The sequence below is a fragment of the Nocardiopsis gilva YIM 90087 genome (assembly GCF_002263495.1).
GTDB classification, from domain to species: Bacteria; Actinomycetota; Actinomycetes; order Streptosporangiales; family Streptosporangiaceae; genus Nocardiopsis_C; species Nocardiopsis_C gilva.
The window spans coordinates 5408824-5428014 of record NZ_CP022753.1 but is presented as its reverse complement, the minus strand read 5'-3'; the positions used below and the strand labels follow the sequence as shown (position 1 = coordinate 5428014).

General features: G+C 67.4%; 8 protein-coding genes and 1 pseudogene. 8 read left to right on the top strand and 1 reads right to left on the bottom strand.

Features of this window, described 5'->3' with window-relative positions; all coding sequences use genetic code 11:
- The 8 genes and pseudogenes from CDO52_RS23725 (at position 1) to CDO52_RS23695 (ending at position 17838) form a co-directional block, all read left to right on the top strand.
- A pseudogene (locus tag CDO52_RS23725) lies at positions 1–1159 on the top strand (thiolase domain-containing protein).
- A gap of 123 nt (positions 1160–1282) precedes the next feature.
- Entirely contained in the window at positions 1283–2875 is a 1593-nt protein-coding gene (locus CDO52_RS23720; protein WP_094932717.1) for an acyl-CoA synthetase, read from the top strand.
- 77 nt (positions 2876–2952) lie between these two features.
- Positions 2953–4227 (top strand): cytochrome P450, encoded by a 1275-nt coding sequence (locus tag CDO52_RS23715; RefSeq protein ID WP_094932716.1) that lies wholly within the window; start codon positions 2953–2955, stop codon positions 4225–4227.
- A 440-nt stretch (positions 4228–4667) separates the two neighbouring features.
- Positions 4668–8111: a LamG-like jellyroll fold domain-containing protein gene (locus tag CDO52_RS23710; RefSeq protein ID WP_033300121.1), complete on the top strand. Its 3444-nt coding sequence runs from the start codon at positions 4668–4670 to the stop codon at positions 8109–8111.
- A gap of 114 nt (positions 8112–8225) precedes the next feature.
- Positions 8226–15560, top strand: coding sequence for an RHS repeat-associated core domain-containing protein (locus tag CDO52_RS23705; protein WP_152471616.1), 7335 nt, complete (start codon positions 8226–8228; stop codon positions 15558–15560).
- Positions 15561–15595: 35 nt separating this feature from the next.
- A complete protein-coding gene (locus CDO52_RS27840) occupies positions 15596–16144 on the top strand; it encodes a hypothetical protein (RefSeq protein ID WP_152471615.1) in 549 nt (182 codons plus the stop codon).
- Between the two features lie 217 nt (positions 16145–16361).
- Positions 16362–16919: a hypothetical protein gene (locus CDO52_RS23700; RefSeq protein ID WP_157745695.1), complete on the top strand. Its 558-nt coding sequence runs from the start codon at positions 16362–16364 to the stop codon at positions 16917–16919.
- 310 nt (positions 16920–17229) lie between these two features.
- Positions 17230–17838 carry a TetR/AcrR family transcriptional regulator gene (locus CDO52_RS23695; RefSeq protein WP_017618653.1) on the top strand — a complete coding sequence of 203 codons (609 nt, stop codon included), beginning with the start codon at positions 17230–17232 and terminating at the stop codon, positions 17836–17838.
- 13 nt (positions 17839–17851) lie between these two features.
- Here CDO52_RS23695 and CDO52_RS23690 read toward each other — a convergent pair whose 3' ends face one another.
- Positions 17852–19063, bottom strand: coding sequence for an MFS transporter (locus tag CDO52_RS23690; RefSeq protein WP_051060733.1), 1212 nt, complete (start codon positions 19061–19063; stop codon positions 17852–17854).
- Positions 19064–19191 lie beyond the last annotated feature (128 nt).

The window sequence follows — 19191 nt, the reverse complement described above, 5'->3', positions numbered from 1 at the left end:
ATGAGCGGCAGGCCTGTGGCGGTCATCGGGGTCGGGCAGACGCGCTACCGCACCCGGCGCGACGACGTCTCCATCGCGGGGCTGGTGCGCGAGGCGGCGCTGCGCGCGCTGGAGGACGCGGGGCTGACCTTCGCCGACATCGACGCGGTGGTCCTGGGCAAGGCGCCCGACCTCTTCGAGGGCGTCATCATGCCCGACCTGTACCTGGCGGACGCGCTCGGGGCGCGGGGCAAGCCGCTGCTGCGGGTGCACACGGCGGGTCGGTCGGCGGATCGACGGCCATCGTCGGGCGAGCCACATCGCCAGCGGGGCGTTCGAGCGGGTGCTCGTGGTCGCGTGGGAGAAGCAGTCGGAGTCCAACGCGACGTGGGCGCTGACGGTCGCCCACCCCATGTCGACCTCTCTGGTGGTGGGCGCCGGCGGGTACTTCGCCCCGTTCATCCGCGCCTATATCGAGCGCGCGGGGGCGCCCGGCCACATCGGGCACATCGTCGCGGCCAAGGACCGGCGCAACGCGCTGCGCAACCCCTATGCCCACCTCCGGATTCCGGACATCACCCCGGAGACGGTGGCGGGCTCGCCCATGCTCTGGGAGCCCATCCGCTACCTCGAAACGTGCCCTTCGTCCGATGGGGCGTGCGCCGTGGTGCTCGGCGGGGAGACGGCGGCCCGGGCGGCGCGCGGTGCCCCGGCGTGGGTGCGCGGCACCGCCATGCGCAGCGAGCCGATCTCGTTCGCCGGGCGCGACGCCGTCAACCCGAGGGCGGGCCGGGACTGCGCGGCCGATGTCTACCACCAGGCCGGGATCGCCAACCCGCGCCGTGAGATCGACGTGGCCGAGGTGTATGTGCCGTTCAGCTGGTACGAGCCGATGTGGCTGGAGAACCTCGGGTTCACCGACGAAGGGGAGGGCTGGAAGCTCACCGAGGCGGGGGCGACCGCATTCGACGGAGACACGCCGTGGAACCCGTCGGGCGGGGTGCTCTCCGCCAACCCGATCGGGGCGTCCGGGCTGATCAGGTTCGCCGAGGCGGCCCAGCAGGTGCGGGGCGCGGCGGGCGAGCACCAGATCGACGGGGCACGCGTCGCCCTCGGCCACGCCTACGGGGCGGGATCACAGTTCTTCGCGATGTGGATCGTCGGAGCGGACCGACCATGACGACCTGACGGAAACCACCGCAGCCAACAACAGAAGCATCAGCGGCACCGACACGGGGCTAACGGGGCGAACACCGACACAACGGGGCTGACCTCCGGGGGAGTGACCACACCGGGAGGCCGGATGCAGTTCAACCTCGCCGACATGTTCGAGAGCATCGCCGACCGGATCGGCGACCGAACCGCCCTCGTCTGCGGCGACGACCGCCGCGGCTACGCCGAACTTGAGGTGCGCGCTAACCGGCTGGCGCACCACCTGACCGCCTCCGGGATCGGCCCCGGCGCCCACGTCGGCATGCAGCTGTACAACGGGGCCGCCTACATCGAGTCCCTCCTCGCCGTGCTGAAGATCCGGGCGGTGCCGGTCAACGTCAACTACCGCTATGTCGCCGATGAGCTGCGGTACCTCTACACCGACGCCGACCTCGCCGGGCTCGTCTACGACGCGGAGTTCGGCGACCGTGTCGCGGCCGTGCTCCCCCGGGTTCCGACGCTGCGCCACCTCGTCGCGGTGGGCGGCCCGCCCCTCGACGCGGGACCGCACGTCACCGCTATCACCTATGAGGCGGCACTGGCCGGAAGCAGCCCCGAACGGGACTTCCCGAAGCGCTCCGGCGACGACCTCTACATCATCTACACGGGCGGCACCACCGGCCTGCCCAAGGGGGTGATGTGGCGCCAGGAAGACCTGTTCTTCAGCGGCCACGGCGGCGGCAACCCCGGCGGCGAACCGGTCGCCACCCCCGAGGAGCTGGTGGAGAAGGCGACATCGGGCGGCGGGGTGGTGATGATGCCGGTGGCACCGCTGATGCACGGCGCCGCGCAACTCACCGCCTTCATCTGCCTGTGGAGCGGCGGCACGATCGTGCTGGTCCGCAGGTTCGACGCCGATGCGGTGCTGCGGGCGATCGAGCGGGAGCGTGTGCTGACGATCAACCTCGTCGGCGACGCCATGGCCGCTCCGCTCGCCGACGCGCTGGAGGCGGGCGGCCACGACGTCTCCTCGCTCCACGTCATCAGCTCCAGCGGCGCCATCCTGTCCGGCTCGGTCCGTGCCCGGCTGGAGGAGCTGCTGCCGGGGCGGGCCGTTCTCGACAACTACGGGTCCACCGAGACGGGCCTGGTCGCGTGGGGCGTCGCGGGGGCCACACCGGAGACGGGGCTGCGCTACCGCTTCGACGACGAGCGCATCACCGTGCTGGGCTCGGACCTGCGGCCGGTGGCGCCGGGTTCGGGGGATATCGGCCAGGTCGCCCGGTCGGGGCGGGTGCCGCTCGGCTACTACAAGGATCGGGAGAAGACGGCCGCGACGTTCGTGGAGGCCGGGGGTGTGCGCTACACGCTCACCGGCGACATGGCCACGGTCGAGGCCGACGGCACCGTCACCGTCCACGGCCGGGGCTCCGTCTGCATCAACACCGGCGGAGAGAAGGTCTTCCCCGAAGAAATCGAGTCGGTCTTGAAAGGCCACCCGCAGGTGAGCGACGCCGTGGTGGTCGGCGTCGACGACGATCGCTTCGGACAGCGGGTGGCCGCCGTGGTGTCGGCCGTCGGCGGCGTCGCGGCGCCCGACCTGGATGCCTTCGTCCGCGAAAGGGTCGCGGGCTACAAGGTGCCGCGCCAGTACCGCATGGTCCCCGAAGTGCGCCGCTCACCCAGCGGAAAGGCCGACTACAGGTGGGCCAGACGCGTGGCAGCCGCAGCACCACATCACTAGCCCCAGCACCGCCCCCGGAGCCGTCCCCACACCCGCGCCTCGATCGGTCGCCAGGACCAACAAGGAGACGCCCCCAAATGACACCCGAACCTCCCCAGCCTCCGCAGTCTCCCCCATCTCCCCCGTCTCCCCGCCCCACCCTCCCCGACGGATTCGACTTCACCGACCCCGACCTCATCGCCGAGCGCATCCCGCATGAGGAGTTCGCCGCCCTGCGCGCGACGCGGTCCGTCTACTGGAACCCGCAGCCCGCGACGAGCGGCTTCGACGACGGCGGACTGTGGATCCTGAGCAGGCACGCCGACGTGCGGGAGGCGTCGATCAACGCCGATCTGTACTCCACCCACGCCAATACCGCGGTCATTCGCTTCTACGAGGGGTTGAGCGCGGACGGGCTCGAGGTGCAGCGGCAGAACATGCTGATCAACATCGACCCGCCGGAGCACACGAAGCTCCGCAAGATCGTGCAGCGGGGGTTCACGCCGCGGGCGATCGGCACGCTGGAAGAGGCCCTGCGCGCGCGGGCGGAGCGGATCGCGGCCGACGCCGCGGCTCGGGGCGAGGGGGACTTCGTCACCGAGGTCGCCACCGAGCTGCCGCTGCAGGCCATCGCCGAGCTGATCGGGGTGGCGCAGGAGGACCGCGCGCGGTTGTTCGGCTGGTCCAACGAGATGCTGGGCTACGACGAGCCCGAGTACACAGTGGATCCGCCCGTCGCCGCGGCGGAGATCCTCGCCTACGCCATGGTGCTGGCGGGGGAGCGCCGCGCGGAAGCGCGCCCCGACATCGTGTCCAAGCTCGTGCACGCCGACATCGACGGCCGCGGACTGACCGACGACGAATTCGGGTTCTTTGTGATCCTGCTGTCCGTGGCCGGGAACGAGACCACGCGCAACGCCATCACCCACGGCATGCTGGCCTTCCTGGAGAACCCGGACCAGTGGGAGCTCTACAAACACGACCGCCCCCGAACCGCCGCCGACGAGATCGTGCGGTGGGCGACACCGGTGATCGCGTTCCAGCGCACCGCGACGGCCGACACCGAGATCGGCGGGCAGACGGTCCGCAGGGGCGAGCGCGTGGGCCTGTACTACAGCTCGGCCAACTTCGACGAGGACGTGTTCGAGGATCCCTTCACCTTCGACATCACGCGGGATCCCAACCCCCACCTCGGCTTCGGCGGCACAGGCGCCCACTACTGCCTGGGCGCCAACCTCGCCCGGTTGGAGATCGGCCTGATCTTCGACGCGATCGCCGACCACATGCCCGACATCCGGCAGGCCGGGCCTCCGCAGCGGTTCCGTTCTTCCTGGATCAACGGGATCAAACACCTTCCGGTGCGGTATCGCTGACCAGCGGGTGTTCTCCACCCACGGGGGAGCGCATTCGCGGCAGGTGTGAGGTCGCCATTCCGTGGGCCACCGCGTGCGTTTCCGCCTATTCTCGTGTTGCAGGCACAAGGATCCGGAGGGATCTTAACGGACCATTCATCACGCATGCGTACCGAAGGTTGCGGTTTGGTCGCGCTTGCGGCCGAGGGTGCACCATTATTTTCCCAAAAAATTACAATCACCTCCGAGAATCGTGTAAACCGGCATTCGTTTCTGCAGGTGGTTACACCGTTCCCTTCCTGGGAATTCTCCCCGATTTCCCAGGGGAACACTTTTCTGTGAGTTGCAACACAGTTGCACACGGTTATGAAGTTCTGGCAGCTTTATCCGCGCTTTATGTCTCCGTCGGGTTTGTGCGGAGGCACCGGAGTCAATGACGACGTGAACGGGTGCCGGAGCGGATGCGTGCCGTGAGAAGGAGTGCCGCCGTGGTGGCGGGCGTGCTGGTCGGGAGCTTGCTCTCGGCGGCGCCGGCCCCCGCCGACGCAGACTCCCCAGCCGAAGACCTGACAGCGGAGGAGCACTCGGCCTCGGAGCAGGCCGAGAGGTCGGGTGAGCGGGTGGAGATCACTTCTGCGACGGACGAACGGTCGCAGGTGTTCGCTGAGCCGGATGGTTCGTTCACCTTGGAGCAGTCGGCGGTGCCCGAGCGGGTCCGCACGTCCGACGGTTGGGCGCCGGTCGACACCACCCTGGTCACGTCCGGTGACGGCATGGTGCAGCCCACGGCGTCCTCGGCCGAGGTCGAGTTCTCCGGCGGTGGCGATGCGCCGATGGCCCGGATCGGAATCGGATCCAAGGCGGTCGAGCTGGACTGGCCCGGCGAGCTCCCCGCTCCGACGCTGGAGGAGGACCGCGCCACCTACGCCGACGTGCTGCCGGATGTCGACCTGGTGCTCACGGCCGGAACCGACGGGTTTTCCCAGGTCCTGGTGGTCAAGTCGCGCAAGGCCGCCCAGAACCCGAAGCTGGCCGAGCTCGAACTGGCGCTGGGCACCACGGGCGTGCGGATGAGCGCCGACGAAGCGGGCAACCTCGAAGCGCTGGGCGACAAGGGCGGCGAGACCGTGTTCACCGCCACGACCCCGGCCATGTGGGACTCCTCGGGCGACGATGTCCCCGAGGTGGAGCGGACCGCACGCGCCGCCACCGGTGCGCGCATCGAGCCGATCGCGACCACGGTCGAGCCGTCGTCGATCAAGCTGGTGCCGGACCAGGCGATGCTCACCGACCCCGACACCGAGTACCCTGTCTACATCGACCCCTCGGTCTCGGTCAGCCGCAAGGCCTGGGCGTACGTGAACAAGCGCTTCCCGTCGCAGGTGTACTACAACCGGTCCGACAAGGACACCGGCGTCGGCTACGAGCCCCAGACCGGCAGCACCAAGCGCGCGTTCTGGCGGTTCAGCGTCTATGCGCGCACGAAGAAGCCGACCACGGTTATCACGTCGGCCACCCTGCGTGCGGAGGTGACCCATGCCTTCGGCTGCACCAACGCCAAGGTCACCCTGTGGCGGACCCGGATCCTGTCGTCCAAGACCACCTGGAAGAAGCAGCCGGAGAAACTCACCAAGCAGGACACGGTCAACGTCGACAAGGGGCGCCCGGCCTGCGGGGGCAAGGGTGTGGAGTTCGACGCCACCCAGGCCTACACGTCGGCGGCCAAGGCCGGGCACCAGTCGGTGACCTACGGGATGTACGGCAACGAGAAGGTGTCCAACTCCAACTGGGACTGGCGGCGCTTCGCCAAGAATCCGAAGCTGGTGGTGAAGTACAACAACAAGCCGGCCCAGCCGTCGACGTCCAAGATGTCGGACTCCCACGGCGGCGTGTGCTCCACCGACCCGAAGAAGCCCCGCCTGATCAACACCAGGACACCGGTCCTGCGCGCCTATGTCCGTGACTACGACTCCGCGTTCGTCGGGCAGAAACTGAAGACCCGATTCGAGTGGAAGATCGACGGCAAGGGCGACCGCGTCGGATACGTGGACACGGTCTACAAGGACGTCGACAAATGGCCCAGGGGCAGCTATCAGAGCGCCAAGGCCCAACCCCTCCCCGAGGGAAAGCTGCTCGGCTACCGTGCCATCGCCCATGACAAGACGGCATGGGGCTACCCGTGGTCGGACTGGTGCTACATCAAGGTCGACACGTCCAAGCCCGCTACCGGACCCAAGGTGGCCGCTGAGGACTACCCCGCCGGTGACGCGCTGACCGGGACCGTGGGCAAGTCGGGGGCGTTCACCTTCTCCGCCAACGGCGTCAAAGACGCGGCCGCCTACCACTACAGCGTCAACGACGCCTCCTGCTCCACCAAGCTCACCCCCGCCAAGCCGGGCGGGTCGGTCACCACGACCATCACGCCGCGCTCGGACGGCCCCAATCTGATCCACGCCCGCACCACCGATGCCCACGGCAACTCCTCGGACTGCGTGCTGGTCTACACGTTCACCGTTGCGCCCCCAAGCGGCCCTGTCGCCCACTTCCCCTTCGACGAAGGGAAAGGAAGTACGGCGGCCGACGAGGTGAAGGACGGTCGTACCGCGACGGCGTCGGGAGGCGTCGACTGGGCCCGCGGCCGAGTCGGCGTGCTGGACGGCGACTCCCACCGGCTGAACGGGACGGCGGTCAAGACCGACGGTAGGGACGGCCGACTCGCCACCGACGGCCCGGTGGTCGACACCAGCAAGGCGTTCAGCGTCGCCGCCTGGGTGCGGTTGGACGACCCGACCCGCAACCACACCGCTGTCGCGCAGGAAGGTGAGTGGCACAGCGGCTTCTACCTCGGCTACAACCACCGGGTCGGCAAGGGCTCGTGGGTGTTCAAGCAGGCTCCGAGCGATGACACCGCCTCCACGAGTGTCGCTCACCGCGTCTACTCCAAGAAACCGGCCAAGGCCGGGGTGTGGACTCACCTGCTGGGCACCTTCGACCCGGCCACCGGCGAACTGGCGCTCTACGTCGACGGCGTCAAACAGGGCACCAGCGTCCAGAAGACCCCGTGGACCGCCAAGGGTCCGCTGCTCATCGGTGGGGCGCAGTTCAAGGGAAAGCCCTACGATGCTTGGCCCGGCGCTATCGACGATGTCCGCCTTTGGGACCGGGTCGTCGTCGACGACGTCCTCGACGAATCGGAAGAGCATTCCGAGCCGTGGCGCCTCGCCAACCGTCCGGCCGCACTGGAGGGCCGTTGGGACCTGGACGAATCCTCCGGCACCTCGGTGGCCGACTCCAGTGACCACGGGCTGACAGGCGCCCTGCATGGAAACCCGGACACCGCCTGGGGCGGCGCGGACAACGACCACACCCTGTCCACCGGGGTAACGCTCAACGGCAAGGACGAGCGCATCACCACCGAGGCCCCGGCCATCCGCACCGACCGCAGCTTCAGCGTCGCGGCGTGGGTGCGCCTGGATGAGACCGGCACCAACTCCACCGCCGTGTCCCAGGACGGCAGCAAGCACAGCGGCTTTTACCTCGGTCAGCAGAACACCTACGACTGGGACAACTGGGTGCTCAAGATGGCCCCCGAGGACAAGGTCGGCAGCAAGGGGTGGCCGAGGGCGCTGTCCAAGGACGCGCCCGAGCTGGGCACCTGGACCCACCTGGCCGCCACCTATGACCACACCACCGGCGAGCTGGCGCTCTACGTCGACGGGGTCAAGCAGGACACCGACGTGCAGAAGACCCCCTGGAACGCCGACGGTCCTCTGGTCATCGGCGCCGCGCGGTTCGAGGAACGGCTGACGGGCGCCTGGGGCGGCGACATCGACGATGTCCACGTCTACCAGGGCGTACTCAGCGAACCGGACGTGCTTCTGGTCAGGAAGGGGTTCGTCCCGTGACCTTGCCGCGCCGCTAGGCCGCCGCGGAAAGGCGCCCGTACCCCCCGTTCCCCTCACTCACCTCGATGTTGCAGCAGGCCCGTCGACTTCGATCGACGGGTCAGGAGGAATCCTGTGTCTGAACCCCCTGTGACGCCCGCCCCTCGGCGCTTTCCCGGACGTAAGGCCGCATCCCAGGGCGTGGCCCTGGTCATGGCCATCGGTCTGCTGTCCGTCATGCCGGCGTCCGCCATCGCCTACAACCACCGTCCGGACGCTCCCGACGAGGCCTCCATCGCGGGCAGCGACGCGTCCGTGAATGTGGCCCCCGCTGACGATGAGACCGAGAAGGCAGCGCTCACCGAGCTGCCGGACGCCGAGTGGCCGGAGCCGGAGACGATCGAGATTCCGGCGGGCGGCTCCGAGGCATCCAGCGGTGGCGCCGAGCCGGTGGTCTCCGCGAAGGCGCTGCCCGAGAAGGAGGCCGAAGAGTGGGAGTCCCCGCTCCCCGAGGCCGACGACCAGCCCCAGGAGAAGCGCGGGGCAGAGGAGACGGACGAGGCCCCGTCCGAGCGGCGCGACGCCGTTCGGTCTCCGGGCCCCGACAGCGCGGCCGTGCAGTCCTCTCCCACCCCCGAGCCCTCGCCTGAGGCGGACTCGCCGTCGGAGCAGGAGAGCGGGCAGGAACCCGACACCCCCAGCGAGCAGCCGCGGCAGCCGGAGCCCGCACCGGAACGGGAACCCGCCGCGGACGGCGACCCGGAACCGTCCCAGGAGGACGCGACCGAGGACGAGCCGTCCGCCGAACCCTCCGCGCTGACGGCGGTCGAGGGCGCCGACCTGGAGATCCTTGACCGCGAAGCAGCGGAGAAGGCGGGCGTCTCCGGACTGCTGCTGCGCCTGAAGCGCACCGACGGCAGCGACTCCGACGGACCGGTCGAGGTCTCCGTCGACTACTCCGACTTCGCGACCGCCTTCGGCGCCGACTACGGCTCCCGGCTGCGCCTCGTCGCCGTGGACGAATGCGTGTTGGAGCAGGGCGGCTGCCCCGGCGACGCACCCGACGTGGTCGAGCTGGACTCGGAGAACAACGCCGACGCGCAGACGGTGACCGCCGTGGCGCCTGCCAGCGCCGGGACGGATGTGCCCGAGCCGGGGGCCTACCGGTCCGCGCTCGCGCCGACCGCACCCAGCGGCGGAGGCAGCGGCACGCTGCTCGCCCTGGCCGCCGCCCCCACCGGCGGTACCGGCGACTACTCCGCGACCCCGCTGCAGGCGTCGTCCACGTGGAGCGTGGGGGAGCAGACCGGTGACTTCACCTGGTCGTACCCGATGGAGACCCCCGGCGTCGCGGCCGGGGAGTCCCCCGAGATCGGGCTGAGCTACTCCTCGCAGAGCGTCGACGGCCGCACCGCGTCGTCCAACAACCAGACCTCCTGGGTCGGCGAGGGGTTCAGCTACGACGCCGGATACATCGAGCGCCGCTACAAGGCGTGCATGCAGGACGGTCAGGCCGAGGGATCCAAGACCGGCGACCAGTGCTGGGGACGCCACAACGCCACCATGTCCCTCAACGGGACGTCGACCGAGCTGATCATCGACAAGGACGGAGACTGGCACCCGCGCAACGACGACGGCTCCAGGATCGAGCGGCTGACCGGCGCCAAGAACGGCGACAACGACGGCGAGTACTGGCGCGTCACCACCACCGACGGCACCCAGTACTACTTCGGCCGCAACCGCCTGCCCGGATGGTCGAAGGGCAAGCCGGAGACCAAGTCCACCTGGACCGTGCCCGTCTACGGCAACGACTCCGGGGAGCCGTGCCACGCGTCGTCGTTCGCCGATTCCTGGTGCCAGCAGGCCTACCGGTGGAACCTCGACTACGAGGTCGACGTGCACGGCAACGTCACCACGTACTACTACGACAAGTACACCGACTACTACGGCCGCAACGTCAAGACCGAGGCGACGCCCTACACCCGCGCGGGCAACCTCAACCGCATCGAGTACGGGCTGCGCTCCGACGACGTCTTCGCCAAGGCCCCGGCCCGGGTGAAGTTCACCGTCGGCGAGCGCTGCATCCCCAGCAAGGACTTCGACTGCGCGCCCAAGAAGCGCACCGAGGCCAATGCCAAGCACTGGCCGGACGTCCCCACCGACCAGGAGTGCAAGAAGGACGAGAAGTGCGTCGGAAAGCACTCGCCGTCCTTCTGGTCGACCAAGAAACTGGACAAGGTCACCACCGAGGTCTACGACGGGAGCGGCTACAAGCCGGTCGACTCGTGGAAGCTCGAACACTCCTACCCGAAGCCGGGTGACGGCACCGACCCGGCGCTGTGGCTGAAGTCCGTCACCCACACCGGGCACGTCGGCGGCACAGAGACGATGCCGAAGGTGGTCTTCCACGGCCAAGCCATGGAGAACCGGGTCGACTCCACCCGTGACGGGCCTGCTCCGATGCTGAAGTACCGGATCACCTCGGTCTCCAACGAGACCGGTGGGCGGGTGCACGTCGAGTACTCCGCGCCGGAGTGCACGGCGGGCTCCACACCCAAGCCGGACAAGAACACCAAGCGCTGCTACCCGGTGATCTGGACACCCGAGGGCGAGGAGGAGCTCACCGACTGGTTCCACAAGTACGTCGTCACGCGGGTCACGGAGGAGGACCTGGTCGGCGGGCAGCCCGACGTCGTCACCTCCTACGAGTACCTCGGCGGCGGCGCCTGGCACTTCGACGACGCCGACGGCCTGGTCCCCGAGAAGCAGAAGACCTGGTCGCAGTGGCGCGGGTACGAGCGCGTCAAGGTGCGCGAGGGGCACCCGGACGACACCCGCTCGGAGACCGAGTACCTCTTCTACCGGGGCATGGACGGCGACAAGCTGTCGTCCGGCAAGCGGTCGGTGAAGATCACCGACTCCGAAGGGGGCACGGACACCGACCATGACGCCTTCAACGGTCAAACGCGCGAAGTCATCGAGCGCAACGGCCCCGGCGGTGAGGTGATCTCCAAGGAGATCAGCATCCCGTGGAAGAAGCAGACCGCCGAGCGCAAGTACAAGTGGGGGACCCTGCGCTCGTATCACACCGACACGCAGTCGGAGCGGACCTACACCCCTCTCGAAGGCGGGAAGCAGCGCGTCACGCTCACCGACAGCACCTTCGACGAGTACGGGTTCCTGAGCCGCATCGACGACCACGGGGACGTGTCCGACCCCGACGACGACCAGTGCGTCCGGGTCTCCTACGCACGTAACACCGACAAATGGCTGATCGCGCTGCAGTCCCGTGAGGAGGTGCTGTCGGTCAAGTGCGGCGAGAAGCCCACGTACCCGGACGACGTGATCTCCGACGAGCGGATCCTGTACGACGGCAAGGGATTCGGTGAGAAGCCCACGCGCGGGCTCGTCACCAAGGCCCAGGAGCTCGAGGACTACGACGGGGACACCCCCAAGTACCTGACGATCTCGCAGGGCACCTACGACAAGTACGGGCGCCAGGTGACCGACACCGACGCGGCCGGGAACGTCTCGAAGACCTCGTACTCCTCCGACGTGCCCGGCGGCCCGGAAACGGAGATCGCCAACACCAATGTGCTCGGGCACACCACGACCGTGCGCATGGACCCGCTGCGCTCGTCGCTCGTCTCGGAGACCGACGCCAACGGGAATCGCACCGACCTCGCCTACGACCCGCTCGGGCGGATGACCTCGGTCTGGCTCGCCGACCGGGACAAGGAGAAGAACAAGGAGCGGCCGAGCGCGAAGTTCGAGTACAACATCCGGGCCGACGCGCCCTCCAGCGTCGTCACCTATGAGCTCAACAACCGCGGGGACTACGTCGCGAGTTACGAGATCTACGACGGCATGCTGCGCCCGCGGCAGCAGCAGAGCCCCGGTATCGACGGGCGGCTGATCAGCGAGGTCTTCTACGACTCGCGGGGCAACGTCGTCCTGGAGCGGGAGGCCTACCCGAACGGCGAGGAGCCCAGCGACAAGCTGTTCGTCGTCAACAACGAGGACGAGATCCCGAGGCAGACCGAGTCGGTCTACGACGGAGCGGGGCGGCAGACCGCCACCGTCCAGCGGTCGCGCGGCAAGGAGGTGCTGCGCACCAGCGTCCAGGAACTGGGTGACCGGACCCTGGTTACGGTCCCGGCGGGCGACACTGCCACAACCACCCTCTACGACGCTCGCGGGCGCATGACCGAGATGCGGCAGCACCACGGGAACAAGCCCGAAGGCAAGTACGACGCCACGAAGTACACCTACACGAAGGCGGATGAGCTCGCCACGGTGACCGACCCGGCGGGCAACGTCTGGAAGTACAGGTATGACCTTCGGGGGCGGCAGATCAAGACGGTCGACCCCGACGCTGGAACCACGACCTTCAAGTACGACGAACTCGACCAGCTGGTGTCGCAGACCGACGGTCGCGGCCGGACCCTCGCCTACACCTACGACGAGCTGGGGCGCCAAACCGGGGTCTTCGAGGACTCCCCGAAGGGGACGCAGCGCGTCGGGATGGTCTACGACACGGTGCAGAAGGGGCAGCTCAGCTCCGCGACCCGCTATAGCGGCAATAGCGCCTACACCCAGCGGGTGCTGAAGTACAACAAGCTGTACCAGCCGCTGATGACCGAGATCAGCATCCCGGAGAGCGAGGGGGTGCTCTCCGGGAAGTACCGGTTCGCCACCGACTACAACCCCGACGGCTCCACGCAGAGCGTTGTGCTGCCCAAGGCGGGCAAGCTGCCGCGCGAGCTGGTGCAGTACCACTACAACGAACTCGGCATGCCCACGATGGTGCAGGCCGGTCGCGACAAGGTCGTCAGCGAGGCCAAGTTCTCCAAGATCGGCGAGCTGGTCCAGCGTGAGTTCCACAAGGGGAACAGCGGGGCGAAGAAGACCTGGGCGACCTACGACTACGACCGGCGGACCGGCAGGCTGTCGTCTATCAGCACCGTCCCCGAGATCGGGTCCGGGTCGCTGAGCCACCAGAGCTACACGTATGACGACGCGGGCAACGTCCTGAGCATCAGCGACAAGCCCACGGCGGAGGGACTGGCAAGCGACACGCAGTGCTTCGCCTACGACGGCCTGCGCCGTCTCACCGAGGCGTGGACCTCCAAACCAGGAGAGGACGACGACAAGAAGTCCTGTGCGGAGAAGCCGTCGGCCGACGCACTGGGCGGCGCTGCGCCCTATTGGCACTCGTACGCCTACGACAAGGTCGGCAACCGACTGACGGAGACCAAGCACTCCGCGTCCAGCAGCGGTGACACCGTCCGTACCTACACCCACCCCGACCCGGGGAAGCTGCAGCCGCACGCGCTCACCAAGGTCGAGGAGACCGGGCCTGAGGGCGACCGGTTGGAGAAGTACGGCTACGACGAGTCGGGCAACATGACCAGCCGACTCACCGCGGAGCACGACCAGAACCTGGAGTGGGACGCGGAGGGGAACCTGGTCAAGGTCACCGAGGGCGACCAGGCGACCAGCTACACCTATGACGCCAACGGCCAGCGCCTGCTGCGCCGCGACGCGCAGTCGTCGACGCTTTACCTGCCGGGAATGGAACTTCGGTTCGACGCCGCGGAGCAGAAGACCGAGGCGACCCGCTACTACGAGCACGCGGGCGAGACGGTCGCGATGCGCGAGAACGACGGGTCGCTGCACTGGCTGATCTCCGACCACCACGGCAGCGGCCAGCTCGCGATCGACGCTTCGACGGGCGAGGCCGTCCAGCGGCGGTTCACCCCGTTCGGCGAGGAGCGCTCGTCGACCGGCGAGTGGCCGGGTGAGAAGGGCTTCGTCGGCGGCACGATCGACGCGTCCACCGGCCTCACCCAACTGGGCGCCCGCGCCTACGACGCGGCGATCGGCCGGTTCATCTCGGTCGACCCGGTGATGGACCCGACCGACGCCCAGCAGATGCACGGCTACGTGTACTCCAACAACAACCCGGTCACCTGGAGCGACCCGTCGGGGATGTTCCTCGACAAGGCCTGGAACTGGACCAAGAGCAAGGTCAAGAAGGGAGTGAAAAAGGCTAAGAAGGTCTACAACAAGGGCAAGAAGTACGTTAAGCGCCAGTACAAGAAGGTCAAGAAGTACGTCAAGAAGAAGTACCACCAGGCGAAGCGCTACGTCCGGAAGAAGTACCACCAGGCCAGAAGATATGTCCGCCGCGCCTACCACAAGACCAAGAGTTATGTGAAGCGCGCGTATCGCGCCACGTCATCCTTCGTCCGTCGACATAAGAACACCATTATCGCAACGGGCGCCGGAATCGCAGTCGGCGCCGCCTGCTCGGTGGCCACCGCCGGAGCCGGAACCATCGGCTGCGCAGCCCTCGGCGGCGCGGTCTCCGGCCTGGTCCAATACCAACTGGATACCCCCAAGGAGCAATGGAGCGTCACCGACGCCCTAACATCCACGGCATTGGGCGGCGCCTTCGGCGCAGCCGGCGGTGCCCTCGGCGGCAAGGTCGCGTCGGCAGCCTCCAGCAAGATCGGGTCAATGTTCAGCAGCGGCGCCAGCCGCGCTGGGGCTGGCGGTGGCCGCTCGGGGCTGTCCAGCAAGCTCTCTGGCTTCTTCTCCCGTAGCAAGGGCGGCGGGGCCGCCCGCAACGGGCCAACCGGGTGCAACAGCTTTGTCCCCGGCACTGGCGTTCTGATGGCCGACGGGTCGAAGAAGCCGATCGAGGATGTCGACGTCGGCGAGAAGGTCATCGCGACTGACCCCGAAACGGGAGAACAGTCAGAGAAGACGGTTCTGGCCACCATCATCGGCCAAGGGTCGAAAGACCTGGTCGAGATCACGGTCGACACCAGCACAGAGAAGCCTGCGGAAGCTGAGCTCGGCCCTGACGCCGGCGGCCTCAACGGAAACGGCGGTATGCCTGGCCCGCTGGCTGGTGGTGACATCATCATCGCCACGGAGGCGCACCCCTTCTGGGTCCCCGAGCTGGGCGAGTGGCTGGACGCAGGCGACCTGCGTCCGGGCATGTGGCTGGAGACTTCTTCCGGTACGTGGGTCCAGGTCACCGCGACCCGAGCTTGGACTCAATCCGCGAAGGTCCATAACCTCACGGTTGAGGGCATCCACACCTACAACGTCGCTGTCGGCGCTTCGAGTGACGTCCTCACCCACAACTGTGGCGGGCTGGACGCCTTGTCGCGAAGTGGAATGAGGCCCGATAAGAATAACTTGACCAGGGCTGGTCGGGAGTATCAGAAGCACATGGGCCGAGGGGATCTTCCTAAGGTAAGCGGTAAGGAGTTTGACTCTGCTGGTCAGAGCCTTCTGGATGATATTCTGACACATCCGAGTAGTGCGGTATCTCCTGTGACGTCAGGCGGATTTCGTGGAGGGACTCGTCACATCATGCCGGATAGCGCTGGCGGCAGAGGGTTCGGGGCAACCTTCGATTCCAGTGGATTGTTCCAGTACTTTGGACGCTACTAATCTCTGCGGGAGATAGAGGTCAATTTGGATGCGTAATGTCAGAAAACTTCATTGAAGACCTGATCAATTTCGTGCCCGGTGATTCCTTGGTGTCGGCATGGTACCTCCCCCTTGAGGGGGAAGGGTGGCCGTGTGGACATGAGCACGGAGGACTCTTTCACGAGGTTGATGTTGCCATATGTCTCGTGTTCTCCAGCGGAAAGACGCTATATTTCACCTGGGTTGTTGATGGCCTGAACGAGGCTCTGGCGCTGAACTTGCGCGATGACTTTCCCTCAGTTCAACAGCGGTCGGATGATTATATTAATGTGACCGAAGCCTTTGGCTGGAGGGGTTTCATTGGCCGATCAGTCAATCAATCCAGCGTGGCTAGACACGTTCCTAATGAAGGATGTTCAGAAGTCCCGTGGGCTGTTCGCCTCGGATTTGCTGGAGGAAAAAGCGTTGTCATTGCGTTGGGAGAGATTGTAGAGGGCCGGATCTCCTACATCCCGGATGCTCTTCTTGTCATTTTTGATATGGACGCAGCGAGAGGGTACCGAGTTCCTTCTAGTGTCTGTTCTGCATACGGGGATGCGGACTAGCGCGCCAATTAGGTATAAGGTAATGTCAGGTGGTGGAATGGGAAATTGCGCGCGTGGGAGAAGATGCTGAATATTCCCTTGATTTCTCCGTGCTGACCTTCACGCAGCGTTGATGGAGTGAGAGTGGTGAGCCTATCGAGGGTAGGATCATCGGACCTATAAAGCGCGATGATCGGGAAGGTGGCAGATGGGAGAGAAGAGGCAGTACGGAAGCTTCATGGAGAGACGCAAGCACGTTCGCTATCTCCATGCCTGCGGGGTGAGCTCTGGCGACATTGTCAGGATTCAGCAGGGTGAGCTGGATGAGGCGGAGGCGATCGCCGCTGCGACGCCTCGCGGTTCTCGGGGCCAGACGCCGGAGGCGCAGGCCCGGCGCAATCGGGTCTGGGGGCGGATCGCGCTTGGCGTGATTTGCCTGGGTGCAACCCTGTTCATCCCGCCGCTGGTCGTGGTGATGGTTCCGCTGTTCGTTGTTGGCTGGTTCCTGGTCAACAAGATCATGCCGGTGGAGCTGGCCGAGCACGAGACCGACCGCGACTTCCGTCTTGTCTACGGTTCCAGAATCGCCTCGATGAGGAGCGGATCGCCGATCTTGAACGTGAGCGTGTGGAGGCTGACCAGGACTACATCCGGACTTGCAGTCGCGCATCGACGAGGGCGGGTCGTCGGGCGGGCGCTAGGTGAGCGACGGCGACATCCCTGTGCTGGATGCCGCCGATTCTTCCCCTTCGGCTTGTCGCTCGGTGGTCCGACCCCCGCCCGCCTTTCCGTGTAGACGGGCGTCCGACGGTTGTCAGACGCTGCTGCCCGTGGTGGGGCAGTGGCCGGTTCGTGTGTGCGGGGTAGGGGCAGGTCCGGCGCGCGCTTCTCGGGGTCTCGCCGTAACGCATCACGGTCAAGCCGCGCTCCATTTCCCGGTGGAAGTCCACCACGGCGGTGATCAGTGACCGCAGCCGGCGTTTCAGCGTGGTCATCGCCTCTCCGATGGGACGAAGGAGTACAGACAGGTCTGTCTGCCTGGTTTCAAAGTAGCTAGACGGATCTGTATAGTCAAGGCATCGAGTTCGGTAAGGGGGCGGCGGATCGTGAGTGCTCAGAAGGGCCCGGCCAACGGGCAGCGCGTGCAGAGTTCAGCAGCGCAGCGCGTCCTTGAAACGGCGTCGCGACTCTTCTACGAGGAGGGCATCGGCGCCACGGGGGTCGACACGGTCGTGGCCCGCTCCGGCGTGGCCAAGATGACCCTGTACAAGCACTTCGGCTCGAAAGACGAACTCGTGGGTGCCTATCTTCGGCAACGCGATGAGGTGTGGCGCGCGCGGTTGACCACGACCGTGGAGGAGCGATCCGAGCCGCGGGACCGACTGCTGGCGGTTTTCGATGCACTCGACGCGTGGCTGTCCGGCGAGGTCGAGGGCTTCCGCGGCTGTGCGTTCGTCAACGCCGTCGCCGAGATCTCCACCCCCGGCCACCCTGCGCGGCAGGTGGCCCTGGACCAGAAGCGCTGGATGCGCTCCTACATGAAGGAACTGGCGGCCCAGGCCGGTGCCACGGATCCCGAGGGCCTCGCCGAGCAGCTGTTCGTCCTCGTGGAAGGCGTGACCGTCACCACCGTGCTCAGAGACCGGAGCGAGGCGATGCGCGGCGCCCGCGACGCGGCGGAGGTATTGATCGCGGCGCATGGCCTCACGCCGTGAGACGGGTTCTGAGCTAGCGGATCCCGACCGGGCCGGGACCCAGCGCAGAACGAGGCCGTAGCAGCGCGCCGAGCGCCGCCGCGCCCGCGGCGAGCCCGAACGCGGTGACCGGCGACCACAGGTCGGATGCCACGCCGACCAGGGGAGCCCCGACGGCCTGGCCGGCCGCGATCATCAGGAACGAGGAGCCCACCCCGAACGAGGGGGCGTTCGGGTACAGGCGGATCCCCCACAGCAGGAGGAGACCCGTCAGCACCGTGTAGAACACCCCGAACGCCGCCGCCGAAACGATCACCGCGGCGGACGACCCCGTCATGAGGGCCAGGCCCGCGGTAGCGGCGCCCAGGGCCAGCATGGTGCCGCCCCAGGATCGGCCGAGCCCTGTCCGCGCGGCGATGTCCCCAGCGAACGCCCCCAGGACACCGGCCGCGCCCAAGCACACCCACATGAAGGTCGACGCCACGGGGCTCGCACCGCCCTCGGTGATGACGATGTCCCGGCCGAAGGTCCAGACCGCGGAGCTGGCCGCGCCCATGGCCACCGCGGCCGCGAGCATCCTGACGGCCCCTGGCGCCAGCAGCGGGGTGGGGAGCAGAGAGGGCGCGCCACCGCGTTCGGTGCGGGGGATGTCCGGGGGAACGGCCCAGGCGTTCCACGCCGTGACGGCGAGCGCGATCAGGGCGAACACGATCCACGCGGGCCGCCAGTGTGCCCCGGCCGCCAGGGCTATGGGACCCGAGAGCATGACACCCACACCCGTTCCGGCGTTGACGACACTCTGCACACGGTCCCGGTGGCCCGGCCCGATCCGGTGCGCCACGGCCTCGGCCAGCGGAGGTGAGGCCACACCAGTGCTGGCCCCCGCGACGACCACACCGATGGAGAGCGTCGCTGTGTCGGTGGCGGATGCGATCAACGCGGTTCCCGCGGTCGCCAGCGCCCCGGCCATGACCGCGACCCGGCGTGGGGCCACCCGGCCGGTCACCACCATCGAGACGACGATCGCGATGCAGTAGGCCGTGTAGCTACTCGAAGCGATGAGACCAGCGGTCGCGGCATCGAGGTCGAACTCCTGGCGGAGCACGGGGACGAACAGGCCATAGGCGAAGCGCGCGATCCCGTAGCAGGTGGCGATCAGCGCCGCTCCGGCCGTCGCCAGCCGCAGCGGATGCAGGTAGGGCGTCTCGACGTGGCGCACGCTCGGGGCAGGTCGGGACGGGGTCATAGGGGCCCTTCGGAGAGTCGGCGGGTGATGTCACGATCCGAATGGAGGAAGTATATACAGACAGGTCTGTCTACATACAATGCGCAGGTCCAGGATCGTCCTTCTGAATCGAGAAGTTTGCCGACGAC